Source organism: Neisseria sp. P0008.S010, assembly GCF_051962715.1.
Lineage (GTDB): Bacteria > Pseudomonadota > Gammaproteobacteria > Burkholderiales > Neisseriaceae > Neisseria > Neisseria elongata.
On the sequence record NZ_JBQCVA010000003.1, the window covers coordinates 48,978 to 75,599 of the forward strand.

Genomic DNA, 26,622 nt, shown 5'->3' on the forward strand with positions numbered 1-26,622 from the left:
CAATCAGTTATAATCCGCGCCAATCCGTAACAGGCCGTCTGAAAACCTTTCAGACGGCCTTCAAAGAAAGACCTACATGAAACCCACCATCATCGAAAAATTACAACAACTGTCCGACCGTTTGGAAGAAGTAACCGCCCTGCTCGGCTCGCCCGAAGCGACTTCCGACATGGACAACTACCGCAAGCTCACGCGCGAACACGCCGAAATCACCCCCGTCGTCGAAACCTTCCACCAATACATGCAGGCGCAAAACGACATGGCCGAAGCGCAGGAAATGCTGTCCGACCCCGAAATGAAAGACTTTGCCGCCGAAGAAATCGAAGCGGCAAAAGCCAAAATCGACACGCTCGATACCGAACTGCAAAAACTGCTGCTGCCCAAAGATGCCGACGACGACAAAAACATCTTCATCGAAGTGCGTGCCGGAACGGGCGGCGACGAAGCCGCACTGTTTGCAGGCGATTTGCTGCGCATGTACAGCCGCTACGCCGAACGCAACCGCTGGCAAGTCGAAATCGTTTCCGCCAACGAAAGCGAGTTGGGCGGTTATAAAGAAGTCATCGCCCGCATTGTCGGACTCGGGGCGTACAGCCGTCTAAAATTCGAATCGGGCGGCCACCGCGTACAGCGCGTCCCCGCCACCGAAAGCCAAGGCCGTATCCACACCTCCGCCTGCACCGTTGCCGTCATGCCCGAAGCGGACGAACTCGAAGACATCGAGCTGAACCCCGCCGACCTTCGCATCGACACCTTCCGCGCATCCGGCGCGGGCGGTCAGCACATCAACAAAACCGACTCCGCCGTCCGCATCACCCACCTGCCCACAGGCATGGTGGTCGAATGCCAAGACGGCCGCAGCCAACACGCCAACAAGGCGCAGGCGATGAAAGTCCTCGCCGCCCGCCTGAACGACGCGCAAAAACGCGAAGCCCAAGCCAAAGAAGCTGCCGAACGCAAATCTCTTATCGGCAGCGGCGACCGCAGCGAACGCATCCGCACCTACAACTACCCGCAAGGCCGCGTGACCGACCACCGCATCAACCTCACCCTGCACAAGCTGGATTTTGTGATGGACGGCGATTTGGAAGAAATCACCAACGCCCTGATTGCCGAACATCAGGCAGAGCTTCTGGCGGCAATGGGCGATTGATGCCGAACGAATCGGTTTCCTTTCAGACGGCCTTGTATGGCGGACGGCCGAACGCCGAATGCCATCGTTGTTTCAGGAAGGCAGCCCAAGCCGGACGCTTTTGAAAAATGAAAAAAATCCTCCTGTTTTTCGCCCTTTTCAATGTCGCTGCGGGCTGGTATTTTCTGCGGCAGCCTGCCTCCCTGCCCCTGATGCGGGCAGCGGACGGCAGCTGGATATATCCGCAATCGGCGGGCAGCGGCGATTTGCACCTGCTCTCCTTTGCCTTCTTGGGGTTTTCGTTTGCCGCATTGATGCAGCTTTTCCCGCGCAATATTGCAGCGGCGGCATATGCCGTCAATCTGGCGGTATTATGGGCGGCTTGCGCCCTGGTCTCGCTGGATAACGGCCTTTGGGCAGCCGCGGAATCCGGCTATCCGCAGCCCCTGCTGGCGGTCGTTGCAGCAAGCCTGCCCGCGCTGTTGGCCCTGTTTGCCCTTTTAAAACGGACACCGGCTCAGCGTTGATGTCCGACACGCTCCTTTCCAATCGAAATCAGGCCGTCTGAAAGCACAGCGCGTGCTTTTCATTTTCAGACGGCCTCCATACGGAAAACCTGATGCCGATTTATCTGCCGTCCGCCTTTTGTGCGGGCGTTTTGCTATCGTTCGCCCTGCCTGCCGCACCGCCGTTTTGGCTGTTTGCGGTATGGGCGGCGTGTGCCGTGCCGATACTGCGCCGTTTTCCGCGCACGGCGGTTTTCGTGCTGCTGACGTGCGCGGGAACGGCATACGGCGTTTGGCGGACGGAACAGGCTTTGGCCGCCCGCTGGCCTTTGGAACGGCAGGGCGAGGCGGTGGAAATGACGGTGAAGGCGGCCGGTTTGGCCCAGGACGACGGGCGGCGGGTGCGCTTGGAAGCCGAAGCCGAAGCGGAAACGGCCGGCGGGCAGCGTTACCGCGTGCAGTTATCCGACTATCGACGGCGCGAATGGCCGGCCGGCAGCGTGTGGCGGCTGAAGCTGAAAATGCGCCCGCCTATCGGTGAGGAAAACATCGGCGGTTTCAGCCGCGAGGCATGGGCTTTGGCCAACGGCATAGACGCATCGGCGACGGCCGGAGCGGAACGGCAGCTGCTGGCCGACAGGGAAAACGGTTTTTCAGACGGCCTCCTGCGCCTGCGCGGACACATCCGCTCAAGCTGGCAGCGGCTGCCACCCGAAGTGGCCGACGGCGCGGCTTTGATGCGCGCGCTCTCCATCGGCGAGCAGGACGCACTGTCGGGCGGCTGGTGGCAGGTGTTCCGCCCGTTGGGGCTGAACCATTTGATCAGCGTGTCCGGCCTGCATGTCGGCATGGTGGCCCTGCTGGCCGCCTGGCTGATGAAACGCCTGCTGCTCCTTTTGCCCACCGCGCCGAGGCGGCCGCGCGTTTGGATGCTGGCGGCGGGTGCGGCGGCGGCCTTGGTTTACAGCGGCTTGGCCGGGTTTGCCGTCCCCACCCTGCGATCGATGCTGATGATTGCCTCCGTTGCGGCAGTTTGGAGTCTGGGCGGCACGGCTTCGGCCTGGCGCGGCTGGTGGGCGGCACTGGCCCTGATTTTGTTGCTCGACCCGTCGGCCGCATTGGCGGCAGGCAGCTGGCTGTCGTTCGGGCTGGTGGCCGCGCTCTTGTGGGCGGACTCCTTTCGTACGGGCGGCGGGAAGCGGTGGATTTCGGCCTTGCGCGGGCAATGGGCGGCCACATTGGCCTCCCTCCCGGCGGTGGGTTTTCTGTTTTCCGCCCTGCCGCCCGCCAGTCCGTTGGCCAATGCCGCGGCGATTCCGTGGTTTTCCTGGCTGCTGGTGCCGCTGGCACTGACGGCCTCCCTCTTTCCGTTCTACCCCCTGCAATACGCGGCGGCCTGGCTGGGGCAGCATACTTTGCACGTTTTGGCCGCGATGGCGGAATTCGCGCCGGAATGGGGTTTGGCCGCCGCACCGTGGCCGCTGCTGCTGTCGGCACTGGTGGCGGTGGCCGTTTGGCTGCTGCCGCGCGGTGCGGCATTGCGCCCGTGGGCAGCCGTCGTTTTGGCCGGTTTCCTGTTATACCGCCCCGCCTCGCCAAAGGAAGGCCGTCTGAAAATGGTTGTGCTGGATGTCGGACAAGGCTTGGCTGTGTATTTTCAGACGGCCTCCCATCATCTGCTGTTCGATACCGGCACGGCGGGCGCGGCGCAGATGCAGACACTCCCCGCCCTGCACGCACACGGCGTACGCCGCCTCGACACCCTGCTGCTGTCCCACCACGATACCGACCACGACGGCGGCGCACCGCTGATTATCCGTGCACTCAAGCCCCGCGAGGTGCTGGCCGGACAGCCCGAATTTTACGGCGGCTTAGGCACGATGCAGGTGCAAAACTGCCGCACCGGCCGGCAATGGCAATGGGACGGCGTGCATTTCGAACTCCTCGCCGTCGAAGGCGAAGCCGCAGACGACAACGCCAGAAGCTGCGTCTTGCGCGCCGTGGTGGGCGGTACGGCGTTTATCGTAACCGGCGATCTCGACATCAAAGGAGAACGCAAACTGCTGGAACGCTACGGCCAAAGCCTGTACAGCCAAGCCTTGGTGCTGGGGCACCACGGCAGCAGCGGCTCGTCGTCGGGCGCATTCCTCAACGCCGTCTCCCCCGACTTCGCCATCGCCTCCAGCGGCTTCGGCAACAGCTACCGCCACCCGACCGCCGAAGTGCAAAACCGCGTCCGCGCACACGGCATCCGCCTGCTCCGCACCGACCGCCAAGGCGCATGGCTGCTCGAATCCGACGGCCAAACTGTTACCGCGCGCCAGTGGCGGCCGAAACGGTTTTACTGGCAATGGAAACCGCTGGACGATTGAACGACACGGCAAAAGGCCGTCTGAAAAGCTGTTTCCGGCTTTTCAGACGGCCTTTTTACCGCCAACCTCCGATACCGGGCGGCACGGCTACGACTGTACAATCTTCCACGCCATCCGCAGCGCAATCAACAACAGCAGGATGCCGAAACCCTTTTTCAGCTTGTCGGCAGGCAGCTTGTGGGAAAGGCGCACGCCCAAAGGCGCGGACAGCAAAGTGGCCGCGGCCAGAATGCCCACCGCAGGCAGATAGACGAAACCCGCCGAACCTTCAGGCAGACCCGCCTGATTCCAGCCCGCCCAGGCATAACCCAACGTACCCGCCGCCGCAATCGGCCAGCCCAAAGCGGCCGAAGTGCCGACGGCGCGGTGAACCGGCACATTGCAGAAAGTCAAATAAGGCACAGTCAGCGAACCGCCGCCGATACCGATCCAGCTCGACAACAGGCCGAACAGCCCGCCCATACCGAACAGCCCGCGCCGGCCGGGCAACTGCCGCTCAGGCGTAGGCTTGATGCCCAGCAACGCACGCACGGCGAGAATGGCGATAAACAGTGTGAAAAAAATCTGCAGGCCCTTGTTCGGCAAATACTGCGCCACCAACGCCCCTGCCGCCACACCGCACAACACCCCGGGCACCATCGCGCGCAGCACGTCCATATCCACCGCCTGCCGCTTATACTGCGCCCTCGCGCTGGCAAACGACGTGAACACCATCACGGCAAACGATGTGCCGATGGCGATATGCTGGGCGTATTGAAAGTTTTCCGCACCCTGCATCTGCAAAATCCACAGCACCAGCGGTACCAAAATCGTGCCGCCGCCGACGCCGAACATCCCCGCAATCACACCCGCCGCCGCCCCGACCGCCAGCATGGCGGCCACCATTTCAAACGACCACATATCCTTCCTTTGCGCTTAATCTTATTCTCAAAATCCAAAAAAGCAATCCGCCTCGGCCGAAGCCCGGCCGGGGCATAAACCATCGCCCCGGATAGAAAACAGGCCGTCTGAAACTTTTCAGACGGCCTCCGTTTGCCGGATTACTTGGCGGCAACCAACTCCTGCAATTCGCCGGCGTCATACATTTCCTGCAAAATGTCCGCGCCGCCGATAAATTCGCCGTTCACATAAAGCTGCGGGATGGTCGGCCAATCGCTGTATTCCTTAATGCCCTGGCGCACTTCGGCGTTTTCCAACACATTGACCGTAACGTACTGCGCGCCCGCCGCGTTCAGCAGCTGCACCGCGCGGGAAGAAAAACCGCACTGCGGAAACTGCTTCGTACCCTTCATAAACAACACGATGGGATGGGTGGTAACGACTTCTTTGATTTGCTCTTGGATGCTCATGGTGTTCCTAACGATTTGTCGGTTAAAAAAAACCGCGCCATTATACGCATCCTTTTGACGAATTTGAAATGCTTGTTTTAGAAACGGCGGCGAAACGGTAAAATGCCGCCTTTTTCCGCCTCCATCCGCCCAAGCTTCAAACATGATAGAAATCAAAAACCTCACCCTGCAACGCGGCCTAAAAGTGCTGCTCGACCAAGCCGCCCTCTCCCTCGCCCCCGGCCGCCGCGTCGGCCTGATCGGCAAAAACGGCAGCGGCAAATCCAGCCTCTTCGCCCTGCTCAAAGGCGAAATCACAGCCGATAAAGGCGATGTTTCCATTCCGAAACACTGGAAAACCGCTGCCGTTGCCCAGGAAACGCCCGCGTTGGACATATCCGCGCTGGATTATGTTTTGCAGGGCGACGGGGAATTGCAGCTTTTTCAGACGGCCTTACACGAAGCCGAAGCGAAAAACGACGGCATGAAACAGGCCGAATATCATGCCAAATTGGAGGAAATCGATGCCTACAGCGCGCCCGCCCGCGCCGCCAAACTGTTAAGCGGCTTGGGTTTTTCCCAAGAAGAACACGGCCGGCCGGTCAAATCCTTTTCCGGCGGCTGGCGGATGCGCCTCAATCTGGCGCAGGCGCTGATGTGCCGCGCCGATTTGCTGCTGTTGGACGAACCGACCAACCATCTCGATTTGGAAACCGTGTTATGGCTGGAAAACCATCTGTCTGGCCTGCCCTGCACCCAAATCATCATTTCGCACGACCGCGATTTCCTCAACGCCACCACGACGCAGACTGTCGAACTTTCCGATCAAAAGCTCACGCTTTACGGCGGCAATTACGATTTTTACCAGGCCGAACGCGCCCGCCGCCTGGCACAACAGCAGGCGGCCTACCTCAAACAGCAGGCGCAAATCAAACACCTGCAATCCTTTATTGACCGATTCAAAGCCAAGGCCACCAAAGCCGTGCAGGCGCAGAGCCGCATGAAGGCCTTGGACAAGCTCGAACGCATCGCGCCGGCACACTTCGACAGCGGGTTTTCGTTTGAATTCGACAGCCCCGCCCACCTGCCCAATCCGTTGCTGCAACTGGACAAAGCCGATTTGGGCTATGGCGGTAAGCCCGTTTTGCACGGCATCGACCTGTCGCTGGAAAACGGCGCGCGTTACGGCCTGTTGGGGGTAAACGGCAGCGGCAAATCGACCTTTATCAAAACTCTGGCGGGCGAACTGAATGTCTTGTCCGGCCGGATTGTCCGCTCGGACAAGCTCAATATCGGTTATTTCGCCCAGCACCAGCTCGACACCCTGCGTCCCGACCAAAGCCCGCTGTGGCACATCCAAAAACTCAGCCCCGACGTGCGCGAACAGGAAATCCGCAACTTTCTCGGCAGCTTCAACTTTGTCGGCGATGCCGCCCTGCAGAAAACCGAACCGTTTTCCGGCGGCGAAAAGGCGCGGCTGGCGTTGGCGATGATTGTGTGGCAGAAACCTAATTTGCTGCTGCTGGACGAGCCGACCAACCATCTCGATTTGGACATGCGCCACGCACTCACGCTCGCATTGCAAAGTTTTCAAGGCGCGCTGATTGTCGTCTCGCACGACCGCAGCCTACTCGAAGCCACCACCGACAGCTTTCTGCTGATAGAACAAGGCCGTCTGAAAACGTTTGACGGCGATTTGGAAGACTACCGCCGTTACCGTTTGGCGCAAGAAAACACCGCCGCCGCGCCCGCCGCATCCTCCCAAAGCCAAAACCGCAAAGACACCAAGCGCGTTGAAGCGCAAATCCGCCAGGAAAAAGCCCGCCTCGGCAAACCCTTACAGCAGAAAATCAGCCAAGCCGAAAAAGAGATGGCCGCCCTGAGCGAAATTCAGACGGCCTGTGAAGCATTTTTGGCACAGGAAGACGCCTATTCCGATGCCAACAAAGCCAAATTGCAGCAGACCCTCGCACAATTAGCGGAAACTAAAGTAAAATTAGAAAAACAAGAGGAAAACTGGCTGGCATGGCAGGAAGAATTGGAACAGATAAACCATGCCGTTGAAACAGAATTCCGGGGATAAACTTATGAACAGCATCATCAAATACAGCATCATCGCCGCCATATCCGCCGCCTCGCTGCCGGCCGGAGCCAAAGTATACGAATGCAACGTCGGCGGCGTAACCGTCTATACCTCGCGCCCGTCGGCCAACTGCCATACGCCCGACCTGCCGAGGATAGGCAGCTATACCAGCATCGCACCGCGCGTTGCACCGCCGCCGCGCGAACCGGCCGCCCAGGCCTCGGCCGCTCCGGCATCGCCGAGGCGCGCCTCCATGAGTACGAACCGCGCCGCCAACGCGCCGATACGTACCGCGCCCCCGCTGCAAACCGCCGATGCGGGCCTGCCCAAGCCTTCGGGCAGCAGCGGCCGCCGCACCATTTTGGAACAAGAACTGGCCAACGAACAGCAGGCTTTGGCATCCGCGCAAAACGAACTGAGTGCCGCCCGCGCGCAGAAAAACCAAAACCGCGCCAGCCAGCTCACGGCCAACATCCAAGACCGCCGTCAAAATATCCAGGCCCTGCAGCGCGAATTGAGTCGGATGTAGGCTGCCCGAATCCTAATGCAGAAAATCCTGAAACCCGTTGCCGGTTTCAGGATTTTTCTTTTCATATCGCTTTTATCGCTTTTTCAGACGGCCTCCTGCTTGGATCAGGCCGTCTGAAAGCTGTTATGCCAATTCAAATTCCCGTTTCATACGCTCTTGCTCCTGTTCGTTGAACAGGCAGATGCACAACGCCGAACAATCGTATGGTTCCCAGCCGTTTTGGGCGGCAAAATCAAAAAGGGACTGCGACAAGCCGGCATTGTCGTTTTTATCGGCAAACCGGGCTTGCAACCTTTCGGCGGCAACCGGTTCGGGAGTGCCGACCGGCATCACGCCGCAACCGTCGGCCAAATCCAAAGGAAACGGCAAAGGAAGGGAGAAATAAATTTTGCCGCCCCAATCCTGCAAGGCCGGCTGCCCGCCGCGCACGGTAAAAAAGGCATCCGTGCCAAACAAGGCAAATATATTTTCATGTTCGCTTTCAACTTTGCAATCTGCAAACGCCTGATGAAAATCTGCCAAAAAATTGTCTTTGCCGTTATCGAACAAAATCAGCGAATCGGGCGATGTTTGCAACAGATAAGGCTGTTTCATGGTTCAATCTTTCACGGTTCAGTCAAAATTCACATCACTTTAACGGGTTTCTCCGTTCGTCCTTCATTTTCAGACGGCCTTATATACAAAGGCCGTCTGAAAGCCTTATCTTCCGGCATCGGGATGAAACGGAATGGGGTCGGGAATTTTGTTTAAATCATAGACATCGAAATCAATCAGCTGTTCCTTTTCGTTCCATCTCAATTTGCGCGACGGGGAGGAATGTTCGGCCAAAACTTTATCCAGGGCGGCGCGGCGGCTTTCGGCGGGCAGGCGGTATAAGGCCAAGGCCGCGTTAAAGGCGCGCTGCTGCATGGCGGTGTCCTGCAGGCGGTAGACATAATCGTCAAAAGAAGGCAGGGCTGCGTCGGTGGTCAGGCAGCCTATGCTGTTGCCCAGGCATGCCCATTTTCGGGCAAATGTTTTTTCAGACGGCTGCGGCTGTCTCTGTATTTTTTGATCGGCCTTCAAAACGGCGGCGGCTTCGGGTTTGCAGTAGGAGGCATAATGCGGCGCGGTTTGCGCCATATTGTGCGTTGCATCAAAGCGCGGCAGGAATAACAGCGCGAAATCGGCGGCGGCATCGCTTTGCCCGTCGCCCAAAGCCGCAAGTTCGCGCCATTCCGCCATCTGCATCATCGGCATCCCTTCCCCTTCCAACGTGCGGTACAGGTTGGCAGTCAGGCGGAATTCGTCCTGCATGGCCAAGCAGAGGTTTTGTTCCTGCTCGTCCAATACATCAAACATGCCGCCGCATTCGGCGGGCAGGCGGTTTGCCCATTCGGGTTTTTCATGCAGCATTTGCGCTGCCAGGCCGGTGTTGCGGCGGATGACGGCGTTGCCCATCATGGGATAAATCAGGCCCGGGCGGCCGTAAAGCAGGCTGCGGCCGGTTTTGATGTTGCGGCAGACGCGCCGCCAGGCTTCGTTTTCCCTGCCCTGCGCCCAATCCAGCGCGGCAAGGCCGTGGCTGCGTACCACCCATTGGAAATACGGCAGCCGCATTTTGTTTAAGTCTTCTTTGTCGTTCGGCCAGTCGCGCGGGGCGAAAGTGTCGTAATCGGCCAGTTTGTCCACGTTGGCAAACAGTTCGGCATGCTTTTCCGCTTCGGCGCGGTATTTGGGCAGGTTGGCGCGGATTTGGGATAGGTATTCCGCCGCCGTACCGGTAAAGGTCAAAATATCGTCATCGGGCGGCGGCAGGTATCTGTCCGCCAATTCGTTATGGCGCGCAAAGGTATCGGGGGTGTATTTGAGCACTTCGCCGAAACGGCGCATCAAATCGGCGCGTTCGGCATCGTCTTTTGTGCGGTATTGCAGCAGCCACAATGCGTCTATGCCGTTTTTGACGGACGGCGGCGGTGCGGGCGGCGCGGCCAGCAACGCCAAATCGGCTTCGGCGGCGCGAATTTCGCGCTGTTTCAGCCATTCGGGAACGGCATACAGGACGGCGACGGCGGCCAGTATCAGGACGGCGGTTGCACCAAGCAGGTATTTGAGCAGGCGTTTCATAACATTTCCCTAATCGTTAAGTGCTTTTTACAACGGTGGTAATGGTATTTCAAACGGTGTTTTGGTTTTTCAGGCCGTCTGAAACGGCGTGTTCGGCCAATATTTCGCGCAACGCATCCAAACCTTCGCCCGTTTTAACCGAGATATTGGCCGCCACCGCCCTGCCTTGTACGTCGCGCAGGACGCCGAAACGGCGTTCTTCGGGCGGCAGCAGGTCGGTTTTGTTGTACAGCACGATTTGCGGTACGCCGCCCGCGCCGATTTCGCGCAATACTTCGTTCACGTCGTCTATCTGCCGTTCGTGTTCGGGATGGGCGGCATCGACGACGTGCAGCAGTACGTCGGCCAATGCGGTTTCTTCCAGCGTGGCGGAGAAGGCGGCCACCAGGCCGTGCGGCAGGTCGCGCACGAAGCCCACCGTGTCGGTGAGTATGATGCTGGCGGACGGGTTGAGATACAGGCGGCGGGCGGTGGTGTCCAGTGTGGCGAAGAGTTGGTTCTTGGCCAAGACGTCGGCTTTGGTCAGGCGGTTGAACAGGCTGGATTTGCCGGTATTGGTGTAACCGACCAGCGCGAAGGTGGGCAGGCTGCCGTGTTCGCGCGCCTTGCGGCGGGTGGCGCGTTGGCGGCGGACGGCTTCGAGCCGTTTTTTCAGGGTGGTGATTTTTTGGGCGATCAGGCGGCGGTCGGTTTCGAGTTGGGTTTCGCCCGGCCCTTTCAGGCCGATGCCGCCTTTTTGGCTTTGCAGGTGGCCGTAGCCGCGCACCAGGCGGCCGGAGAGGTGGGTCAGCTGCGCCAGTTCGACCTGCAAGCGCCCTTCCTGGCTTTGCGCCCTTTGGGCAAAAATGGCCAATATCAGGCCGACGCGGTCGAGTACGCGGCATTGCAGGGCTTTTTCGAGATTGCGCTCCTGGGTGGGGGTGAGTTCGTGGTTGAACACGGCCAGTTCGATTTGCCGTTCGCGAACGGTTTGCGCCAATTCTTCGGCCTTGCCGGTGCCGACAAACAGGGCGGGATGGGCACGGTCGCGTTTGGCGGTTTGACGGCAGACGAGTTCGCCCCCGGTGGCGCGGACGAGTTCTTCCGCTTCGGCCATTGCGGCGGCAAAGGCGCGTTCGCGGGTTTCGTTCGCGCCGGTGTAGTCGGCATCGAGCATCATGCCGGCCAGCATGATGCGTTCGGGTTTGCTCAGGAATTTGTCGGGCTGTTTGGACACTGGCTTTCCTCGGATTTCGGGTTTGCCCGCGATGATACGGCAAAGGCCGTCTGAACGGTGGAAAAGGTTTTTCAGACGGCCTTTTACTCTATCCCCGCCCATTTGTGCGTCTGCACGCTCAACTGCCAATGCACGGGCGCGTCGGGGCGGCTGTTTAAGATACCGATTTGGCGGATGGTGTCGTAGATGTTCATCGCGCCGTCTTGTTCGCAGGGCGAAAGGTAGTAATGGCGTGCACGGATTTTACGTTCCATGTTTTCACAGAACGCAACGACATCGCCGTCTGCCACGATACGTACTTCGTCGGCTTCGGCGATACAGCTATTTTCATATTTTTCGGCATAGCAGGCTTTGGGGCTGGTGGCGACGTAGTCGATTTGCGGCGGCGCGGGCTTGAGTCCGTTGGTTTCGATACAGAGGAAATAGCCTTCCGCCTTGAGCGCGTCGAGCAGCGTACCGAGGTGCGGCTGAATGGTCGGCTCGCCGCCGGTGATGATGATATTGCGCACGGCGTAGGTTTTCAGACGGCCTAAAATGTCGGACAGACTCATCATGCCGAATTTCAAATAATCGGTATCACACCAGCCGCACGCCAGATTGCATTTGCCCAAACGGACGAAAACGGCAGGCATGCCCGTGTTCCAGCCCTCACCTTGCAGGCTCTCGAAAATTTCGACGATGCGGTATTGCGGATTTTCGGGGGCAACGCTGATTTTCATGCCGCCGACACCGCTGCCTTTTTGCTGGAAACCCGAGCCATTTTGAGCCAGGCGATGTAGAAATGTTCGGCAATGACGAGGAGGACTAAGAGGGTGGAAAGGAGTTTCATGAGTATTCCTTTTAATGGGTGTGTTGGTATGAAAGGCCGTCTGAAAAGCAGGGAATCCGTACAGGAGAAAAACGGTTTTACAGTAAATTCAAAGAAGAACGCCCCACACCGTCATTCCAGCGCAGGTGGGAATCCAGGGATTTGGAATTGCTGCAATTTTTAAATTCCTGAAAAACCAAGGCCTAGATTCCCGCCTGCGCGGGAATGACGGGAGTGAACAGGCCTTATTTGAATTGACTATATCGATACGTCCGAGATATTCCCTACCCCTCCTCATACTCCGCACACGATGTCGGCGTTTCCCACAGTTTGACATTAGATACATTCAAACCCGCGTTTTTCAGACGGCCGTACATTTCGACCGCCATGTTTTCGGCGGTGGTGCGGAAGGGAAGGCGCAGGGTTTTCATGTTCCAACCCTCCAAAAGCGCGGCGATTCGGCTTTCACGTTCATTGCCGCCGTGATAGATGAAGGCGTGGTCGAAAGGTTCGATGATGTGTTGCTTGACCGTGCGTTTCAGGTCGGAAAAATCCATCACCATGCCGTCTTTCGCACCGCCTTCGATGGGGCTGCCCGCAACGGTGATTTCCAGCTTGTAAGTATGGCCGTGCAGGTTTTGGCACTTGCCGTCGTGGCCGTCGAGCATATGCGAAGAATCGAAAGTAAAGATTTTGGTGATTTTCATCATTTTGTTTTTGAGCTGTTTTGACGATATGGAGGCCGTCTGAAAGCCGTTGCTGCGGTTTTCAGACGGCCTTTTGCCGTTGCCGGACGCGCTTAGGGATTCAAAACCCGGGCGATCAGGGCTTTTTCTTTACCCTGCATATTCGGGATTTTGACTTGGATGCCGTTGCCCGGGGCGACTTCGACGGCTGTGCCTTTGCGGGTCATTTGTTCCAGCGTAATGGTTTGGTTGCCTTCGGGGTGGATGATTTCCAAGGTGTCGCCGACGGCAAAGCGGTTTTTGACTTCCACCGTTGCCCAGCCTTCGGCGTCGATTTCGGTAACGTGGCCGACGTATTGGCTTTGTTTGGCGGTGGAATGGCCGCTGAGGTAGTTTTGATAGTCTTGGGTTTGGTGGCGTTCGAGGAAGCCGCTGGTGTAGCCGCGGTTGGCGAGGCCTTCGAGTTCGCTCAGCAAACCGTAGTCGAACGGACGGCCTGCAACGGCATCGTCAATCGCTTTGCGGTAGGACTGGGCGACGCGGGCGACGTAGTAGAGCGACTTGGTGCGGCCTTCGACTTTGAGGCTGTCCACGCCGATTTTGGCGAGTTTTTCGACGACTTCGATGCCGCGCAGGTCTTTGGAATTCATGATGTAGGTGCCGTGTTCGTCTTCCATAATCGGCATCATTTCGCCTGGGCGGTTGGACTCCTCAATCAGGAAGACTTTGTCGGCGTAGGGGTGGCGTTTCTGACCGTTGATGCCTTCGAAGTTTTGGTTGGCTTCTTCTTGGGCTTTTTCAAAGTTGAAGCCTTGCAGAAGCTGGGCGTCGCCCGCATCACTTTCAGTGGCGTTGTGGACTTTGTAATCCCAGCGGCAGGAGTTGGTGCAGGTGCCTTGGTTGGGGTCGCGGTGGTTGAAATAGCCCGACAATAGGCAACGGCCTGAGTAGGCGATGCACAATGCGCCGTGGATGAAGACTTCTAGTTCGATGTCGGGGCATTCTTGGCGGATTTCGGCAATTTCTTCCATGCTTAATTCGCGCGACAGGATGATGCGCTCGACGCCGATGTTCTGCCAGAATTTCACGCCCCAGTAGTTGGTGGTGTTGGCCTGTACGGACAGGTGAATCGGCATTTCGGGCCATTTTTCGCGCACGGTCATAATCAAACCCGGATCCGCCATAATCAGCGCGTCGGGTTTCATGGCAATCAGCGGCTCCATGTCGGCGACGAAGGTTTTGAGCTTGGAATTGTGCGGCAGGGTGTTGACGGTCAAAAAGAATTTTTTGTTGCGCTCGTGCGCTTCTTTAATGCCTTGCTCGAGGACGTCGAGTTTGGCAAATTCGTTGTTGCGGGCGCGCAGGGAGTAACGCGGGCTGCCGGCATAAACGGCGTCTGCGCCGTAATCGTAGGCGGCGCGCATACGTTCGAGGCCGCCGGCGGGAAGGAGGAGTTCGGGTGCTTTCATGTTCGTGCTTTATAAAAAGGTTTCAGACGGCCTGAGTTTGGGCCGTCTGAAAAAAGATGGGTAAACGGGCGGATTATCCGTGCTTTCGCCCGTCGGGTCAATTTACCACCACCAAGGCCCCCACGGACGCGGGCCGTACCACCAGTCGTCGTAATAGCGGTAGCGGCGCATGTCTTCCAATTCGACTTGGGCGGCATAGCTCTGCCAGGCCATTTTGTAGCAGGCTTGGAACATTTTATCGTTTACCCTGTCGAGGTAGGCCAGCCGGAAAACCTGCCTTTCCTTTTCGCCCGAACCGGTATCACCGTCGAATTGGCGGCGCATCAGGCGGGCGGTTTCGGGGTCGCATTGGGCGGCCAGCCCGACTTGCAGGTTTTGGCGCGCCCGAATGCGGGCTGCCTCGCGTTCGGCCTGCTGTTCGGGTGTCAGGGCGCAGGCGGACAGCAAAACGGCGGCGGCAAGTATGGCATATTTCACAGCATATTTCATCGCAACACTCCTTGATTGCAAAACGGTATCGGACGGCGGCGGCATGTGTTCGTTTTTTTTTTGGGGCGGCGTATAGATTTTCTGTTTTCAGACGGCCTGCCTTCATTATCGCGCTTTGCGGCGGCTAGTCCAAGCCGCCCTTGCCTTTTTTACCTTCCGCCTTACCTGACGCGATATGTTCCAAAGCGGCTTGGGCGCAATACAGGCCGAAAGGTGCGGTTACCAACATACTCGCGCCGTAACCCGCGCACGACAGTCCCTGCGGTGCGGAACCGGCGGCACAGGCTTCGGCCGTTTGCGGCGGCGTGATGTTTTCCAACGAATACACGCAGGGTACGCGCATTTTTTCCTTGGCATCGCGCGGGAAACCGTAATGTTTCCGCAAGGTGTAGCGCAGGTTGGCCAGCAGCGGGTCGTGGGTGACGCGGCTCAGGTCGGCGGTTTGAATCAGGGCGGGATTTTTCTGCCCGCCCGCGCCGCCGCTCAATATGAAAGGCTGCCCGTGACGGACGAAATAGGCGGCCATCGCCGCTTTGACGCGCATCTGGTCGATGGCGTCGATAACGAAGTCGAAAGGTTGGTTGAAAAGCACGGGCAGGTTGTCTTCGGTAACGAAATCTTCGATTTCGGCAACGCGGCAGGCGGGGTTGATTTGCAGGATGCGTTCGTGCAGGGCGGTTACTTTGGCCTTGCCGAAATCGCAGGTCAGCGCATGCAGCTGGCGGTTTACATTAGACTCGGCCACATTGTCCAAATCAATCAGGGTCAACGCGCCGATGCCGGAACGCGCCAAAGCCTCGACCGCCCACGAACCCACGCCGCCCACGCCGACCACGCAGACATGCGCGGCGGCAAAACGGTTTAAGGCGTCCGCACCGTAAAGGCGGGCGATTCCGCCGAAACGGCGTTCGGAAACGGCGGCAGAAAAATCGTTGTCGTTCATTGTTGCATATCAAAACAAAATAGAAAATTTGCACACTCGGGCACAGGCTGCATTATACTTCAGGCCATGCGGCGCGTCCGTAAACGAAATCTTAATAATTTCATAAAGGAGGGTTGTATGTATAAACATCTGGTGGTAGCGGTAGACGGCAGCGAAACTTCCGTCAATGCCTTGAAACATGCCTGCAGTGTAGCCGCCGCGGGCAAAGCGAAACTGACTTTGGTCCACGTGGCCAACCCCGCCGAATATATGGCTCTGGCTCCCGAATTCCTGCAACAGGCCAGCTACGAAGAAGCCGCCATTGCCAACGGCAACGAGGTGCTTTCTGAAGCCGTGGAAATTACAAACGGCGCAGAACCGGGCATCTCCGGCGTCAATACCCACCTGCTGCTAGCCAACAAAGGCGCACGCGAAATGGCGCAGGAATTGGTGGATTATGCCAGCCAACAGGGCGCGGACCTGCTGGTACTGGGCACCCACGGCCGTACCGGACTGATGCACCTCTTGATGGGCAGCTTCGCCGAAACCGTAATGCGCCAAAGCCACCTGCCGCTGCTGATTATCCGCAGCGAACAGCCTGACGAAGCCTAAGTATCATCATCTGTCCGTAACAATCAAAATAGCAAAAGGCCGTCTGAAACATGATTTTCAGACGGCCTTCCCTATTGCCGGGCTACCTGCTTATTGCGCCTTCACCGCCGGCACTTTCGCGCCTTCGACAATCTTCATCCCTGCGGAAACCAGGCTGCCGATGTCGGCCACGTTTGCCGGCATAATCAGCGTATTGCTTTCTTTGGCCAGTTTGGCGAAGGCTTCAACGTATTGCTCGGCGACTTTCAGTTTCACCGCCTCATCGCCGCCCTCGGTGCGTATCGCTTCGGCTACGGTGCGGATGGCGTCGGCACTGGCCTGCGCAACCAGGCGGATGGCTTCCGCCTCACCCTGTGCCTGATTGATTTTCGCCACTTTTTCACCGTTGGACGCATTGATGGCGGCCTGCGCCTCACCCTCGGATTTTTGAATTTCCGCTTCGCGCTGACCGGAAGCCAGGTTGATTTGTTCGATTTTCAAACCTTCGGACTGGGCGATACGGGCGCGTTTTTCGCGTTCCGCCGTGGTCTGCGCCTGCATAGCGCGCAAAATTTCCTGCGGCGGTACCAGGTCTTTGATTTCGTAACGCAGCACTTTAACGCCCCAAGAAACGGCAGCCTCATCCAATGCCGCCACCACTGCGCGGTTGGTATCCTCGCGCTCTTCGAAGGTCTTGTCCATTTCCATCCGCCCGATAACCGAACGCAGCGTGGTTTGCGCCAGTTGCGTAATCGCCAGCACATAATTGCTGGAACCGTATGACGCAAGCTTCGGATCGGTTACTTGGAAATAAATGATGCCGTCCACGGTCAGCTGGATGTTATCGCGCGTGATACACACCTGGCTGGGTACATCAAGCGGGATTTCCTTCTGCGTGTGCTTGTAGGCCACACGGTCGAGGAAGGGGATCAGAAAGTTCAAACCCGGCTCCAATACGCTGTGGAACTTGCCCAAGCGTTCGACAACGTGCGCCTCCTGCTGCGGTACAATGCAGACGGCCTTAAAGCCGAATATGACGACCGCGGCCAGAATAATCAGCGGCAAACCTAAAAATTCCATAATATCTCCTTAGTTTAAGTGGACAAGCAATATATTGCCTTCTTTGCCGCCAATCACGGCGAAGGAAGGCTCGGCAGAGGGCCGGGCGTTCAGGGCGCGCGCCTGCCAGGTGGTGCCCCGGTAAGAAACTTCGTATTGCCCTTCGCTCACGCGGCGCAGGATTTTCACGGTTTGACCGATGTCCAAATCATTGCCGGCCTCATCAGCCGGAGTGCGGCGGCGTTTGATGAAGCCGTGCAGCCAAAAAAGGCCGACGGCGGAAATGGCGGCCGCCGTCAATATCGGCACGGCCGAGCCATCAAACAGAAGCGAGGCCGCACCCGCACCGGCCAGGGCGGCACTGATGATGAGCAGGTACAGGGTGCCGACAAACATTTCAACCACTAAAACGGCAACGGCTGCGATAAACCAATACATAACTCCCTCCCGCGTGGCAACATTAACAAATAATGTTGAGAATATAATCTATTTCAGGCCGTCTGAAAACCGTATCCGACCTGCCGCGCCTGTTTTTCCGCCGTACAAACTGCGGTAGAATGCGCACCTGTCGCATCCCGCACACAAAGGCCGTCTGAAAACCGGTTTTCAGACGGCCTATTACAGGAAATCCCCATGAACACCAAACTCTTCCCGCTTGCCGCCGCCATGTTGTTGACTGCCTGCGGCTTCCACCTGAAAGGCAGCCTGCCCTACGACCGCCTGCCCTATAAAAACTGGCACATTCAGGGCGGAGAACTGCAAGTGCCGCTGGAAAACGCCCTGCGCCGTTCAGACGGCCTCCCCGTTTCCGCCGCCCAAGCCCAGGCTTCCGTTACCGTGAACAGCGTCGAACAGCAAAAAGACGTACTCACCATCACGCGCGCCGCCATGATTAACGAATACCAGCTGGCCCTGCGCGTGCGCGCACAAGTTTCCCGCAACGGCGAACCCGTCGGTGAACCGATGCAGATCGAAGTACGCCGCACCCTGGAATATGCCGATGCCGAAATCTTGGGCAAACAGGAAGAAGAAGCCATGATATGGCAGGAAATGCGCCGCGATGCCGCACAGCAAATCGTCCGCCGCCTGCCGTTCGCCGTACACTGACTGCCTTTTCAGACGGCCTCCGTGCCATTACCCCAACCACAACACAGCAAATACAACCATGTTCCATCCCGCAGACCACCCGCACCGCCGCTACAACCCCCTTGCCGACCAATGGATACTCGTCTCCCCCCACCGCGCCAAACGCCCGTGGCAGGGACAGCAGGAAGCGGCCGACACCGCCGCCAAACCCGCGCACGACCCGTCGTGCTACCTTTGCCCGGGCAACAAACGCATCACCGGCGAGCAAAACCCCGATTACACCGAACCCTTCGTCTTCACCAACGACTTCTCCGCCCTGCTGCCCGACACCCCCGCCTATTCCGACAGCAGCCACCCGCTGTTCCAAAGCCAAAGCGTGCGCGGGGTCAGCCGCGTCATCTGCTTCTCGCCCGACCACGGCAAAACCCTGCCCGAACTGCCGCCCGAACAAATCGAAGCCGTCATCCGCGTTTGGCAGCAACAGGCGGAAGAACTGGGGCAGGCCTACCGCTGGGTGCAGATATTTGAAAACAAAGGCGCAGTCATGGGCTGCTCCAACCCCCACCCCCACGGCCAAATCTGGGCGGGCGACTTCCTGCCCGACCTGCCCGCCAAAGCCGACACCGCCCAAAGCCGCTATTTCGCCGAAAACGGCCGCGCCCTGCTGCAAGACTACGCCGAAGAAGAAGCTGCCCGCCGCGAGCGCATCGTGGCCGAAAACGACGACTGGCTGGCCGTCATCCCCTACTGGGCCGCATGGCCGTTTGAAACCCTGCTGCTGCCCAAAGGCGACATCCGCCGCATCACCGACCTGAACGACGGCCAACGCCGCACACTGGCGCAGATACTCAAACAGCTCACCACCCGCTACGACAACCTGTTCCAAACCAGCTTCCCCTATTCGATGGGCTGGCACGGCGCACCCTTCGACGGCGGCGAACACCCCGAATGGCGGCTGCACGCCCACTTCTACCCGCCGCTTCTGCGTTCCGCCACGGTTCGTAAATTCATGGTCGGCTACGAAATGCTGGCCGAAGCCCAACGTGACCTGACCCCCGAACAGGCCGCCGAACGGCTTGCCGCCCTGTCCGACGTTCATTACAAACAGGCCGTCTGAAAAACATGCAGCTTCCCCGTCCGATAAACATCGACATGCTCGATTTCCTGCGCGACGGCCGTTTCGACTGCATCGAACCCGGCCAAACGAAAGAATGGATACTCAACAATTTTCCCGATCCCGATAGAAAATGCCGCATCGCCGACGATATCTGGCTCTACGGCAACATCGAATTCCACTTCGGCGACGGGGAACTCGTCCACATCTATTCCGACCATTTCCCACATGAGAAACTGCATGGCGGGCGGCACATCGCGCTCAAACGCCGCCTGCTGTCGCGCGTGAAAAAACTCAACCTGCCGCGCGTCATCCGCTGGCTGAACCGACGCGGCATCGACTTCGTTAAACAAAGCGACAAGTTAGGCATCCGCCTATATCTGCAAAGCGGTGTGGAACTCTACTTTGAAAACGACAGCGGCCGTCCCGACCGGCCGCGCCGCTTCAAAATGACCGCATTCTGCCGCACAAACGGCGGCGCAAACCGCTATCCCGTCATCCGGCGGCTAACAGGCGGCGAATGACACAGCCTCCGACTATGCCCGACATCCGCATCCTGACCCGCAGCATTTCCGAAGAATGGGAAGACTTATTGCTTGGCGCGTACACCGACCCCGAACGGGCCGAAACCGACCGCCTGCGCTATCTGGCCGCCATCGGCGTGCAAGACCCTTGGCAGGAACGGCGCGATGACGGCGGCTTGGAAAACGCAGACAAAATCACCGCCGTCCCCTATCACGGCGACACCCCCGCCGAAACGCTGCACATCGTCATGCTTTACGAAGAATGCCTCGGCCAAACCGCCAAAACCATGCTCGCTGAGACCTTTGCAAAATCCCCCCAAAAGCCCCTAAATTCCCACCAAGACATTTAGGGGATTTCTCATGAGCACCTTCTTTCAGCAAACCGCACAAGTTGAGACCTTTGCAAAAAAAATTAAAACTTGGTACTAAAACAGGTAAATATACTTGCGCAGCCCCTTTAAATCGCAAGAAAAAATAGGATCAGATAATATGCAACTCTATACAATTTTTCCCCCAAAAAACATTAATGTCGATTTTTCTTTTAATTTAAAAGGTAACAACAAAGATAACATTTCAGACTATTTTAAATTTAATATTGATGATAGCTTCCTAAAAAAACCTCGTATAAATCTGACATATGACGATGAGTTTGAATTTCAACTTTCTGAAATTTTGGATGCAGATTTTTATTTCTCATCTTCAGGGATTTTATTGTTTTCAAAAAAATTTCTTGAAATTTCACAGGATAAATTGAAAGAGGAGGCCCTATTTTTTCCATGTTTAATCAACAATACTCCATCTAAAATATATGCTTTGTATATAAAAAATAGTATTGATTTTTTAGATAATAAATCTCTAGATTGTTATAAAGATATTTCTTATAAGTACATATTTAGAGATAAGCTAAAACCTTATATATATGGGGTTACGGATGAATTTAAAAAGATGGTCATAGAGAATAATTTAAAAATGCAATTCCTAGAATTATATAATATAGACAATATGGGAAATCTTTACTTTATTCTAGAATAATATAGGCTATTCTTAAGAAGTAAGAGGAAGTCGGGGTGAAAATCTAACCTTTACAAAAGTCGTCTGAAAAGCTTGCCCTCTTTTCAGACGGCCTCTGATGCCGTCTGAAAGATTCAGGCTGTTTCCGACCGTTTCATCACCGACCCGCATAACCGGACGGCGCACACCGCCCCGTCAGTACCCGCCGTCTGGTTTCAAACTGCCTGAAACGCCGAAGCAAACAAGCAAATACCTGATTTCGTTTGCACTGCGGTGGCGGTTTGCGTATGGTATGCGCCGTTACCGTCCCGCCGCCATGCCCCACCCCGTCGCCACAGAAAGGAAAACCATGCCGAACACCCGCTCGCCGACCGGTTGGTATTACTGCTCCTACCTCTTGCGGCTGACCCTTGCCGGCAGCCCGTCCGCGCAAGACCCGGAAGCGCGCTTCCTATCGTATGAAAACACCGTGCTTATCCGCGCCGACAGCAGTTTGGAAGCCTACGACAAAACCCTGCGCATCGCACGGGAAAACGAAACGTCCTACACCAACGAACATCAGCAGGATGTGCAATGGAAACTGGTCGACATCACCGACATCCTGCCGATTTACGAAGCACTCGGAGACGGGGCGGAAATCGCGTTTACCTCGCGGCCGCCGCGCAAACTCAAAAACCTGCAAAAATGGGTGTTGCCGCGCGAACGGTTTGCCGAAAGCTGAAGCCCTCCGCCGGCCCGTGTGCCATTATTTTTTCAGACGGCCCCAATCCATGCAGGCCGTCTGAAAAAATTGATACAATACACACCCCGTAAAAAGCCTGTCCGTTGGGCTTTTTCCTTATTCGGGCGGGCATAAGCCGAACGGCCTGCCTGCCCGCAGATACAACCACCACCGACTTGGCACGCATCATGACTCAACCTACCCCTGCCGCATGGCGGCAAAAAATCGGCGCGGTCGTCCTGCACCCGACCACGCAGCTGATCATCCTCCTCATCATCGTACTGAACGCCGTCGTACTCGGCCTGCAGACCTCGCACGGCATCGTCGCCCGCCACGGCACGCTGCTGCACTGGCTGGACATGCTCGCATTGGGCATTTTCATTGTCGAACTGGCGGCAAAATTCATCGCGCTCGGGCGGCGTTTTTTCCGCGACGGCTGGAATGTTTTCGACTTCCTCGTCGTCGCCGTCGCCCTGCTGCCGAACGCCGGCGTGTTCTCCGTCGTCCGCTCGCTGCGCGTCTTGCGCGTGCTGCGCCTGATCAACCGTATGCCGCAGCTGCGCCGCATTGCCGATGCGATTCTGCAGGCCGTGCCCGGCATCGGCGCGATTGCCAGGCTGATGGGGATTCTATTTTATGTCGGCGCGGTGATGGCGACCACGCTCTTCGGCGAACGCTTCCCCGAATGGTTCGGCAGCCTCGGCAATTCGCTGTACACCCTATTCCAAGTCATGACGCTGGAAAGCTGGTCGATGGGCATCGTCCGCCCGGTGATGGAAGTGTATCCGCACGCATGGCTGTTTTTCGTCCCGTTCATCCTGGTTTCCGCCTTTGTGATGCTCAACCTGTTCGTCGCCGTGATTGTGGACACCATGGCAAACTTGGGCGCGGACGGCGAAGAAACGGACAAACAGGCCGGGCTGGAACCAAAGACGGCGAACTGCCCGTCAGCAAAGACGAAATCGAACGCCTTCATCGGGAACTCGCCGAAATCAAAGCCATGCTGCGCGAACAATCACCGCGATAGTTTTCAGACGGCCTGACCCGCAAACCGAACAACATCCCGACAAACACCAACCGAAAGAACCTTATGAACCTCTCACAAATCTTTAAAAGCCAATTCGGCCGCCGGCCGGAATTTACCGTCCGCGCACCCGGCCGCGTCAATCTGATCGGCGAACACACCGACTACAACGACGGCTTCGTCCTGCCCTGCGCCATCGATTTCGCCACCTGCGCCGCCGCCGCCAAAAACGGCACGGACACCGTGCGCGTATATGCCGCCGATTACGGCGAAAGCGACGAATTTTCCCTCGCCCAAGCCATCGAATCCTCCGGCAAACAATGGGCGGACTACATACGCGGCGTGGTTTGGGCATTACGCGAACACGGTTTCGCCTTTTCAGACGGCCTCGATATCGCCGTCAGCGGCAACGTGCCGCAGGGCGCGGGCCTGAGTTCGTCCGCCGCATTGGAAGTCGCCGTCGCCCAAGTGTTTCAGACGGCCTTCGACCTGTCCGCCGACAAACCCATGCTGGCCAAAATCGGCCAATACGCCGAAAACCGCTTCGTCGGCTGCCAATGCGGCATCATGGACCAACTCGCCAGCGCGTGCGGACAACGCGGCCACGCCCTGCTCATCGACTGCCGCAGCCTGCACACCGCGCCCATCCCCGTCCCCGACACGCTCAGCGTCATGATTATCCATTCCCACGTACAACGCGGCCTGGTCGGCAGCGAATACAACACCCGCCGCCGCCAGTGCGAAACCGCCGCCGCCCACTTCGGCGTCAAAGCCCTGCGCGACTTGACCTTGGAACAATTCGAGGCCGGCAAAACAGGTTTGGACGAAACCGCCGCCCGCCGCGCCCGCTACATCATCGAAGAAAACCGCCGCACGCTGGATGCCGCCGAAGCACTCCGCCGCAACGACGTCCCCACCCTCTCCCGCCTGATGGCCGAAAGCCACACGGGTATGCGCGACGGCTTCGAAATCACCCACCCCGCCGTCGACACGCTGGTGGAACTGGTACACGAAATCATCGGCGAACAAGGCGGCGTGCGCATGACCGGCGGCGGCTTCGGCGGCTGCATCGTCGCCCTGCTGCCGCACCACCTGGTCGAACCCGTCAAACAGCATCTGGCGGCAAACTACCAGGCACGCACGGGGCTGAAAGAAGAAGTCTTCGTCTGCACCGCGCACGAAGGTGTCAGCGTAGCGAAAGAGGCCGTCTGAAAACGGCTCGGGGATTCAGACGGCCTTGCGCGGCAACGGCCGTTCCGTCCCATTCCTTCATCCGCTGAAAAAGTGTTGAGGGCAAGGCGGCCTGATGTGCGGCGCATGACTCATTCATTTACCCACACTGTGGTAATATACCCGCCCAAAAGGAAAAAGAAACGGTTGTCCGAAAGCACGGGCATCCACACCAATCTGTTTTGTTGCACGGAAAGAAGTACGGACTTTAAGCGAATCCCTCTGAGCATCCGAAACAACCCATAAAGAAACCTTGGAAGAAGCGGTGCACGTCAATTTGAGGAACTTGAAACTTTGTTGTCAGTCTGGCTAAACAATCAGATCTAAAGCAGACTGCCCAAGGATACGGAATGATTCAATCAAAGGAAATCTATGTTGCCCAGCGTCGTACCGGTAATAGCCGCCGCCACCCTTACCCAACTGTATTGGGTAACGCATAATTTAAGCGGAAGTATGGACGGCGGGTGCCTTTCCGACAGCATCTATTGCAGCTATTACATAAGCATCATCATTGATACGCTGGTCGTTTTGCTGCTGTATGCTTCGGTATCTGCCATCCCTCTGCTGAAACGCTGCCCGCACATCCGTTTTGCCGTCGGCGGGTTGTGGCTGGCCGGTTTGTGGTTTTGTGCAGATATGGAAATATGGAATGCTTACGAAGGCAGTTGGAGCACATACAGTTTTACTGAAACCCTTCATAGCGTATGGCAGCTGGCAGCCACTCCTATCGCTATAACCATCGTACCTACGTTATTGCTGCTTTACCGTCTGCAGTTTCGAGCTGCCTGATACCTGTGGACATTCATTGTCGTGTTGCATCGCACGTTATGGTAGCCATGAACCTTATAACCGAATCTGATACTCTGCCCGAAGGCCGTCTGAAAACGGAACTTCACCAGTATTAAGAAATACAGAATCCTGTCTAAGTGCCCGAGTGCCGCACACAAATTTTCGCGTTTGCGAAAAGCAGTCTACATATTACCCCTGCCCATACCGGCTGTAAAAAGGCCATCTGAAAACCGGTTTCCCCGTTTTCAGACGGCCTTTTTATGCCCGACGCAGCCGTTATCCTTGATGCAGCCTGTTCACATAATCCACTTCCTCGCGGCTGCCCAAAACCACGGCGACGCGCTGATGCAGGCCTTCCGGGCGGATGCTTAGAATATCTTGAACGGCGTTGCTGGCCGCACCGCCCGCCTGCCGCATAATCAGGGCCATCGGATTGGCTTCGTACATCAGGCGCAGCTTGCCCGGCTTAGACGGATCGCGCTTATCCTGCGGATACATAAATACCCCGCCGCGCATCAGGATGCGGTGCACTTCGGCCACCATGCTGGCCACCCAGCGCATATTGTAATTCTTGCCGCGCACGCCGGTTTCGCCTGCCAACAACTCGGCGATATACTGCTGGACGGGCGGCAGCCAATGGCGTTGGTTGGATGCGTTGATGGCGAATTCTTTGGTCTGCACCGGAACCTGCGGCTCTTGTTGCGTTAAGACGAAATCGCCGCCTTCGTTCAAAGTGAAAACATACACGCCGTGCTTGAAGGTAATCACCAACTGGGTTTGCGGGCCGTACAGCACATAGCCCGCCGCCGCCTGGTTTTCTCCGCTTTGCAGGAAAGAGGCCGTATCCAGTCCGCCTTCGGGCTTGAGCAGGATGGAAAAAATCGTGCCGACGGAAATATTGACATCGATGTTGGACGAACCGTCCAAAGGATCGAACAGCACCAGATAGCGGCCGTTTTCATGGCAGGCGACGAAGCTGTCTTCTTCTTCGCTGGCCAACCCCGCCACCTGCGGGTTATGCCGCAGCGCGTCTATCAGCAAATCATTGGCCAGCACGTCGAGTTTTTTCTGTTCCTCGCCCTGCACGTTGCCGCTGCCCGCCGTACCGAGCACTCCCGCAAGCGCGCCCAACCGCACCAGCCGGCCGATCTGCACGCAGGCAGAAACGACGGTTGCCGCCGTTTCGCCCAGTTCGGGCGGCAGATTATGCCGGCGCAGGTGTTCGGGTAAAAATTGTGAGAAGGTGGTATTCATGGCTGCTCCCTATCGGTTCGGCATTCAGGCCGTCTGAAACAATCGAAGCCGCCGTTTATACCCTTTTCAGACGGCCTGAACAAGCCGCAGCCGCACTTATCCGCGCCTTTTTCCGATTTTGCCGCGGCAAAAGGCGAAATTTCTTGGAAAAAATCCCGTCGGCCTTTAAAATACTCCGTTTCCTGCGGCATACAGCATGCCGCCGCCATTTCTCAAACCAAGGATAGAAACCATGATTGGACTAACTTATGCCGCAGATGCCGCACAACCCGGCGGATTGATGTCGTTTGCCCCGTTGGCACTGATTTTAGTGGTATTTTATTTTCTGATCCTGCGTCCGCAGCAGAAAAAATTTAAAGCCCACCAAGCCATGCTGGCCGAACTGAAAACCGGCGACAAAGTGATTCTGGCTTCCGGCTTTACCGGCAAAATCACCAAAGTCGGAGAAAAATTCTTCACTGTCGAAATCGCGCGCAACGTCGAAGTCGAAGTGGAACGCCATGCCGTGGCGGCTAAAAGAACCGATGCATAAGCCGTCAGAAGATTGATTCCGAACAGGCCGTCTGAAACCGG

29 protein-coding genes and 1 pseudogene are annotated in these 26,622 nt (G+C 57.3%); 16 read left to right on the forward strand and 14 right to left on the reverse strand.

The genetic code is table 11. The features are described from left to right. Nucleotides 1-76: 76 nt before the first annotated feature. The 3 genes from prfA to ACTHSL_RS01770 all read left to right on the forward strand — a co-directional run bounded on the left by prfA (nt 77) and on the right by ACTHSL_RS01770 (nt 4,010). Nucleotides 77-1,153, forward strand: a complete 1,077-nt coding sequence (gene prfA / locus ACTHSL_RS01760; RefSeq protein ID WP_049250170.1) for a peptide chain release factor 1 — start codon at nt 77-79, stop codon at nt 1,151-1,153. Nucleotides 1,154-1,260: 107 nt separating this feature from the next. Then, on the forward strand, nt 1,261-1,659 hold the full coding sequence (locus ACTHSL_RS01765; RefSeq protein ID WP_440380114.1) for a hypothetical protein: 399 nt from the start codon (nt 1,261-1,263) through the stop codon (nt 1,657-1,659). 92 nt (nt 1,660-1,751) lie between these two features. Further along, nucleotides 1,752-4,010, forward strand: a complete 2,259-nt coding sequence (locus ACTHSL_RS01770; protein ID WP_440380115.1) for a DNA internalization-related competence protein ComEC/Rec2 — start codon at nt 1,752-1,754, stop codon at nt 4,008-4,010. An 87-nt stretch (nt 4,011-4,097) separates the two neighbouring features. Here ACTHSL_RS01770 and ACTHSL_RS01775 read toward each other — a convergent pair whose 3' ends face one another. Both ACTHSL_RS01775 and grxD read right to left on the reverse strand, forming a co-directional pair. Next, on the reverse strand, nt 4,098-4,910 hold the full coding sequence (locus ACTHSL_RS01775) for a sulfite exporter TauE/SafE family protein (RefSeq protein ID WP_440380116.1): 813 nt from the start codon (nt 4,908-4,910) through the stop codon (nt 4,098-4,100). 140 nt (nt 4,911-5,050) lie between these two features. Further along, nucleotides 5,051-5,359, reverse strand: coding sequence for a Grx4 family monothiol glutaredoxin (gene grxD / locus ACTHSL_RS01780; RefSeq protein WP_040665786.1), 309 nt, complete (start codon nt 5,357-5,359; stop codon nt 5,051-5,053). Between the two features lie 142 nt (nt 5,360-5,501). Here grxD and ACTHSL_RS01785 point away from each other — a divergent pair, with 142 nt between their 5' ends. Further along, nucleotides 5,502-7,421: an ABC-F family ATP-binding cassette domain-containing protein gene (locus ACTHSL_RS01785; RefSeq protein WP_440380117.1), complete on the forward strand. Its 1,920-nt coding sequence runs from the start codon at nt 5,502-5,504 to the stop codon at nt 7,419-7,421. A gap of 4 nt (nt 7,422-7,425) precedes the next feature. Then, nucleotides 7,426-7,950 carry a hypothetical protein gene (locus ACTHSL_RS01790; RefSeq protein ID WP_074896258.1) on the forward strand — a complete coding sequence of 175 codons (525 nt, stop codon included), beginning with the start codon at nt 7,426-7,428 and terminating at the stop codon, nt 7,948-7,950. Between the two features lie 123 nt (nt 7,951-8,073). On the opposite strand, the gene ACTHSL_RS01795 is transcribed toward ACTHSL_RS01790, so the two are convergent. The 9 genes and pseudogenes from ACTHSL_RS01795 to ACTHSL_RS01835 all read right to left on the reverse strand — a co-directional run bounded on the left by ACTHSL_RS01795 (nt 8,074) and on the right by ACTHSL_RS01835 (nt 15,667). After that, nucleotides 8,074-8,544, reverse strand: coding sequence for a hypothetical protein (locus ACTHSL_RS01795; protein ID WP_440380118.1), 471 nt, complete (start codon nt 8,542-8,544; stop codon nt 8,074-8,076). A 105-nt stretch (nt 8,545-8,649) separates the two neighbouring features. Then, the gene (locus ACTHSL_RS01800; RefSeq protein WP_440380119.1) at nt 8,650-10,056 is read right to left on the reverse strand and encodes a hypothetical protein; all 1,407 of its coding nucleotides are present in this window, start codon (nt 10,054-10,056) and stop codon (nt 8,650-8,652) included. A 49-nt stretch (nt 10,057-10,105) separates the two neighbouring features. After that, entirely contained in the window at nt 10,106-11,227 is a 1,122-nt protein-coding gene (gene hflX / locus ACTHSL_RS01805; protein WP_440380164.1) for a GTPase HflX, read from the reverse strand. Nucleotides 11,228-11,355: 128 nt separating this feature from the next. After that, on the reverse strand, nt 11,356-11,991 hold the full coding sequence (locus tag ACTHSL_RS01810; protein ID WP_440380120.1) for a 7-carboxy-7-deazaguanine synthase QueE: 636 nt from the start codon (nt 11,989-11,991) through the stop codon (nt 11,356-11,358). Between the two features lie 11 nt (nt 11,992-12,002). Beyond that, nucleotides 12,003-12,101: pseudogene (locus tag ACTHSL_RS01815) on the reverse strand (DUF1304 domain-containing protein); the annotation flags it as partial. Between the two features lie 263 nt (nt 12,102-12,364). Then, on the reverse strand, nt 12,365-12,787 hold the full coding sequence (queD, locus tag ACTHSL_RS01820) for a 6-carboxytetrahydropterin synthase QueD (RefSeq protein ID WP_114922691.1): 423 nt from the start codon (nt 12,785-12,787) through the stop codon (nt 12,365-12,367). Between the two features lie 92 nt (nt 12,788-12,879). Further along, the gene (gene trhP, locus ACTHSL_RS01825; RefSeq protein ID WP_049250182.1) at nt 12,880-14,235 is read right to left on the reverse strand and encodes a prephenate-dependent tRNA uridine(34) hydroxylase TrhP; all 1,356 of its coding nucleotides are present in this window, start codon (nt 14,233-14,235) and stop codon (nt 12,880-12,882) included. Nucleotides 14,236-14,337: 102 nt separating this feature from the next. Then, nucleotides 14,338-14,724, reverse strand: coding sequence for a hypothetical protein (locus tag ACTHSL_RS01830; RefSeq protein WP_440380121.1), 387 nt, complete (start codon nt 14,722-14,724; stop codon nt 14,338-14,340). A gap of 124 nt (nt 14,725-14,848) precedes the next feature. Continuing rightward, nucleotides 14,849-15,667: a tRNA threonylcarbamoyladenosine dehydratase gene (locus ACTHSL_RS01835; protein ID WP_440380122.1), complete on the reverse strand. Its 819-nt coding sequence runs from the start codon at nt 15,665-15,667 to the stop codon at nt 14,849-14,851. A gap of 117 nt (nt 15,668-15,784) precedes the next feature. On the opposite strand from ACTHSL_RS01835, the gene ACTHSL_RS01840 reads away from it, so the two are divergent. Beyond that, a complete protein-coding gene (locus tag ACTHSL_RS01840) occupies nt 15,785-16,258 on the forward strand; it encodes a universal stress protein (RefSeq protein ID WP_049250187.1) in 474 nt (157 codons plus the stop codon). A 90-nt stretch (nt 16,259-16,348) separates the two neighbouring features. Here the strand turns inward: ACTHSL_RS01840 and ACTHSL_RS01845 are convergent, their stop codons facing one another. Together ACTHSL_RS01845 and ACTHSL_RS01850 are read right to left on the reverse strand one after the other, a co-directional pair. Then, nucleotides 16,349-17,317, reverse strand: coding sequence for an SPFH domain-containing protein (locus ACTHSL_RS01845; RefSeq protein ID WP_003771580.1), 969 nt, complete (start codon nt 17,315-17,317; stop codon nt 16,349-16,351). 9 nt (nt 17,318-17,326) lie between these two features. Next, on the reverse strand, nt 17,327-17,734 hold the full coding sequence (locus tag ACTHSL_RS01850) for an NfeD family protein (protein ID WP_214038213.1): 408 nt from the start codon (nt 17,732-17,734) through the stop codon (nt 17,327-17,329). Between the two features lie 195 nt (nt 17,735-17,929). On the opposite strand from ACTHSL_RS01850, the gene ACTHSL_RS01855 reads away from it, so the two are divergent. From ACTHSL_RS01855 to ACTHSL_RS01895, 9 genes are all read left to right on the forward strand, one after another. Then, on the forward strand, nt 17,930-18,403 hold the full coding sequence (locus ACTHSL_RS01855; RefSeq protein ID WP_440380123.1) for an LPS-assembly lipoprotein LptE: 474 nt from the start codon (nt 17,930-17,932) through the stop codon (nt 18,401-18,403). A 58-nt stretch (nt 18,404-18,461) separates the two neighbouring features. After that, nucleotides 18,462-19,499, forward strand: a complete 1,038-nt coding sequence (locus tag ACTHSL_RS01860; protein ID WP_440380124.1) for a UDP-glucose--hexose-1-phosphate uridylyltransferase — start codon at nt 18,462-18,464, stop codon at nt 19,497-19,499. Between the two features lie 5 nt (nt 19,500-19,504). Then, nucleotides 19,505-20,020, forward strand: coding sequence for a hypothetical protein (locus tag ACTHSL_RS01865; RefSeq protein WP_440380125.1), 516 nt, complete (start codon nt 19,505-19,507; stop codon nt 20,018-20,020). Continuing rightward, entirely contained in the window at nt 20,017-20,370 is a 354-nt protein-coding gene (locus ACTHSL_RS01870) for a hypothetical protein (RefSeq protein WP_440380126.1), read from the forward strand. The genes ACTHSL_RS01865 and ACTHSL_RS01870 overlap by 4 nt, the downstream gene beginning before the upstream one ends. Before the next feature lie 139 nt (nt 20,371-20,509). Then, nucleotides 20,510-21,052 carry a hypothetical protein gene (locus ACTHSL_RS01875; RefSeq protein ID WP_440380127.1) on the forward strand — a complete coding sequence of 181 codons (543 nt, stop codon included), beginning with the start codon at nt 20,510-20,512 and terminating at the stop codon, nt 21,050-21,052. Nucleotides 21,053-21,149: 97 nt separating this feature from the next. Continuing rightward, nucleotides 21,150-21,752: a DUF4288 domain-containing protein gene (locus ACTHSL_RS01880; RefSeq protein ID WP_440380128.1), complete on the forward strand. Its 603-nt coding sequence runs from the start codon at nt 21,150-21,152 to the stop codon at nt 21,750-21,752. Nucleotides 21,753-21,940: 188 nt separating this feature from the next. Next, complete coding sequence (locus ACTHSL_RS01885; protein WP_440380129.1) at nt 21,941-22,795, forward strand: ion transporter; 855 nt, start codon at nt 21,941-21,943, stop codon at nt 22,793-22,795. Nucleotides 22,796-22,842: 47 nt separating this feature from the next. Continuing rightward, nucleotides 22,843-23,988: a galactokinase gene (gene galK, locus ACTHSL_RS01890; protein ID WP_440380130.1), complete on the forward strand. Its 1,146-nt coding sequence runs from the start codon at nt 22,843-22,845 to the stop codon at nt 23,986-23,988. Nucleotides 23,989-24,378: 390 nt separating this feature from the next. Next, nucleotides 24,379-24,795 (forward strand): hypothetical protein, encoded by a 417-nt coding sequence (locus ACTHSL_RS01895; RefSeq protein ID WP_107885866.1) that lies wholly within the window; start codon nt 24,379-24,381, stop codon nt 24,793-24,795. A gap of 276 nt (nt 24,796-25,071) precedes the next feature. Here ACTHSL_RS01895 and ACTHSL_RS01900 read toward each other — a convergent pair whose 3' ends face one another. Next, nucleotides 25,072-26,049, reverse strand: coding sequence for a class 1 fructose-bisphosphatase (locus ACTHSL_RS01900; RefSeq protein WP_440380131.1), 978 nt, complete (start codon nt 26,047-26,049; stop codon nt 25,072-25,074). Nucleotides 26,050-26,281: 232 nt separating this feature from the next. Here ACTHSL_RS01900 and yajC point away from each other — a divergent pair, with 232 nt between their 5' ends. After that, complete coding sequence (gene yajC / locus ACTHSL_RS01905) at nt 26,282-26,581, forward strand: preprotein translocase subunit YajC (RefSeq protein ID WP_041961430.1); 300 nt, start codon at nt 26,282-26,284, stop codon at nt 26,579-26,581. The last annotated feature ends 41 nt before the right edge of the window (nt 26,582-26,622 follow it).

Excerpts from the sequence above, each read along its gene's own strand:
- ACTHSL_RS01850 (WP_214038213.1), bottom strand. The coding sequence starts at position 17,734 with ATGTATTGGTTTATCGCAGCCGTTGCCGTTTTAGTGGTTGAAATGTTT.
- galK (WP_440380130.1), top strand. The coding sequence starts at position 22,843 with ATGAACCTCTCACAAATCTTTAAAAGCCAATTCGGCCGCCGGCCGGAA.
- yajC (WP_041961430.1), top strand. The coding sequence starts at position 26,282 with ATGATTGGACTAACTTATGCCGCAGATGCCGCACAACCCGGCGGATTG.
- ACTHSL_RS01875 (WP_440380127.1), top strand. The coding sequence starts at position 20,510 with ATGCAACTCTATACAATTTTTCCCCCAAAAAACATTAATGTCGATTTT.
- ACTHSL_RS01860 (WP_440380124.1), top strand. The coding sequence starts at position 18,462 with ATGTTCCATCCCGCAGACCACCCGCACCGCCGCTACAACCCCCTTGCC.
- ACTHSL_RS01770 (WP_440380115.1), top strand. The coding sequence starts at position 1,752 with ATGCCGATTTATCTGCCGTCCGCCTTTTGTGCGGGCGTTTTGCTATCG.
- queD (WP_114922691.1), bottom strand. The coding sequence starts at position 12,787 with ATGAAAATCACCAAAATCTTTACTTTCGATTCTTCGCATATGCTCGAC.
- prfA (WP_049250170.1), top strand. The coding sequence starts at position 77 with ATGAAACCCACCATCATCGAAAAATTACAACAACTGTCCGACCGTTTG.
- grxD (WP_040665786.1), bottom strand. The coding sequence starts at position 5,359 with ATGAGCATCCAAGAGCAAATCAAAGAAGTCGTTACCACCCATCCCATC.
- ACTHSL_RS01785 (WP_440380117.1), top strand. The coding sequence starts at position 5,502 with ATGATAGAAATCAAAAACCTCACCCTGCAACGCGGCCTAAAAGTGCTG.
- trhP (WP_049250182.1), bottom strand. The coding sequence starts at position 14,235 with ATGAAAGCACCCGAACTCCTCCTTCCCGCCGGCGGCCTCGAACGTATG.
- ACTHSL_RS01845 (WP_003771580.1), bottom strand. The coding sequence starts at position 17,317 with ATGGAATTTTTAGGTTTGCCGCTGATTATTCTGGCCGCGGTCGTCATA.
- ACTHSL_RS01855 (WP_440380123.1), top strand. The coding sequence starts at position 17,930 with ATGAACACCAAACTCTTCCCGCTTGCCGCCGCCATGTTGTTGACTGCC.
- ACTHSL_RS01830 (WP_440380121.1), bottom strand. The coding sequence starts at position 14,724 with ATGAAATATGCTGTGAAATATGCCATACTTGCCGCCGCCGTTTTGCTG.
- ACTHSL_RS01880 (WP_440380128.1), top strand. The coding sequence starts at position 21,150 with ATGCCGTCTGAAAGATTCAGGCTGTTTCCGACCGTTTCATCACCGACC.
- ACTHSL_RS01900 (WP_440380131.1), bottom strand. The coding sequence starts at position 26,049 with ATGAATACCACCTTCTCACAATTTTTACCCGAACACCTGCGCCGGCAT.
- ACTHSL_RS01795 (WP_440380118.1), bottom strand. The coding sequence starts at position 8,544 with ATGAAACAGCCTTATCTGTTGCAAACATCGCCCGATTCGCTGATTTTG.
- ACTHSL_RS01800 (WP_440380119.1), bottom strand. The coding sequence starts at position 10,056 with ATGAAACGCCTGCTCAAATACCTGCTTGGTGCAACCGCCGTCCTGATA.
- ACTHSL_RS01790 (WP_074896258.1), top strand. The coding sequence starts at position 7,426 with ATGAACAGCATCATCAAATACAGCATCATCGCCGCCATATCCGCCGCC.
- ACTHSL_RS01840 (WP_049250187.1), top strand. The coding sequence starts at position 15,785 with ATGTATAAACATCTGGTGGTAGCGGTAGACGGCAGCGAAACTTCCGTC.
- ACTHSL_RS01810 (WP_440380120.1), bottom strand. The coding sequence starts at position 11,991 with ATGAAAATCAGCGTTGCCCCCGAAAATCCGCAATACCGCATCGTCGAA.
- ACTHSL_RS01865 (WP_440380125.1), top strand. The coding sequence starts at position 19,505 with ATGCAGCTTCCCCGTCCGATAAACATCGACATGCTCGATTTCCTGCGC.
- ACTHSL_RS01835 (WP_440380122.1), bottom strand. The coding sequence starts at position 15,667 with ATGAACGACAACGATTTTTCTGCCGCCGTTTCCGAACGCCGTTTCGGC.
- ACTHSL_RS01885 (WP_440380129.1), top strand. The coding sequence starts at position 21,941 with ATGACTCAACCTACCCCTGCCGCATGGCGGCAAAAAATCGGCGCGGTC.
- ACTHSL_RS01765 (WP_440380114.1), top strand. The coding sequence starts at position 1,261 with ATGAAAAAAATCCTCCTGTTTTTCGCCCTTTTCAATGTCGCTGCGGGC.
- hflX (WP_440380164.1), bottom strand. The coding sequence starts at position 11,227 with ATGCTGGCCGGCATGATGCTCGATGCCGACTACACCGGCGCGAACGAA.
- ACTHSL_RS01870 (WP_440380126.1), top strand. The coding sequence starts at position 20,017 with ATGACACAGCCTCCGACTATGCCCGACATCCGCATCCTGACCCGCAGC.
- ACTHSL_RS01895 (WP_107885866.1), top strand. The coding sequence starts at position 24,379 with ATGTTGCCCAGCGTCGTACCGGTAATAGCCGCCGCCACCCTTACCCAA.
- ACTHSL_RS01775 (WP_440380116.1), bottom strand. The coding sequence starts at position 4,910 with ATGTGGTCGTTTGAAATGGTGGCCGCCATGCTGGCGGTCGGGGCGGCG.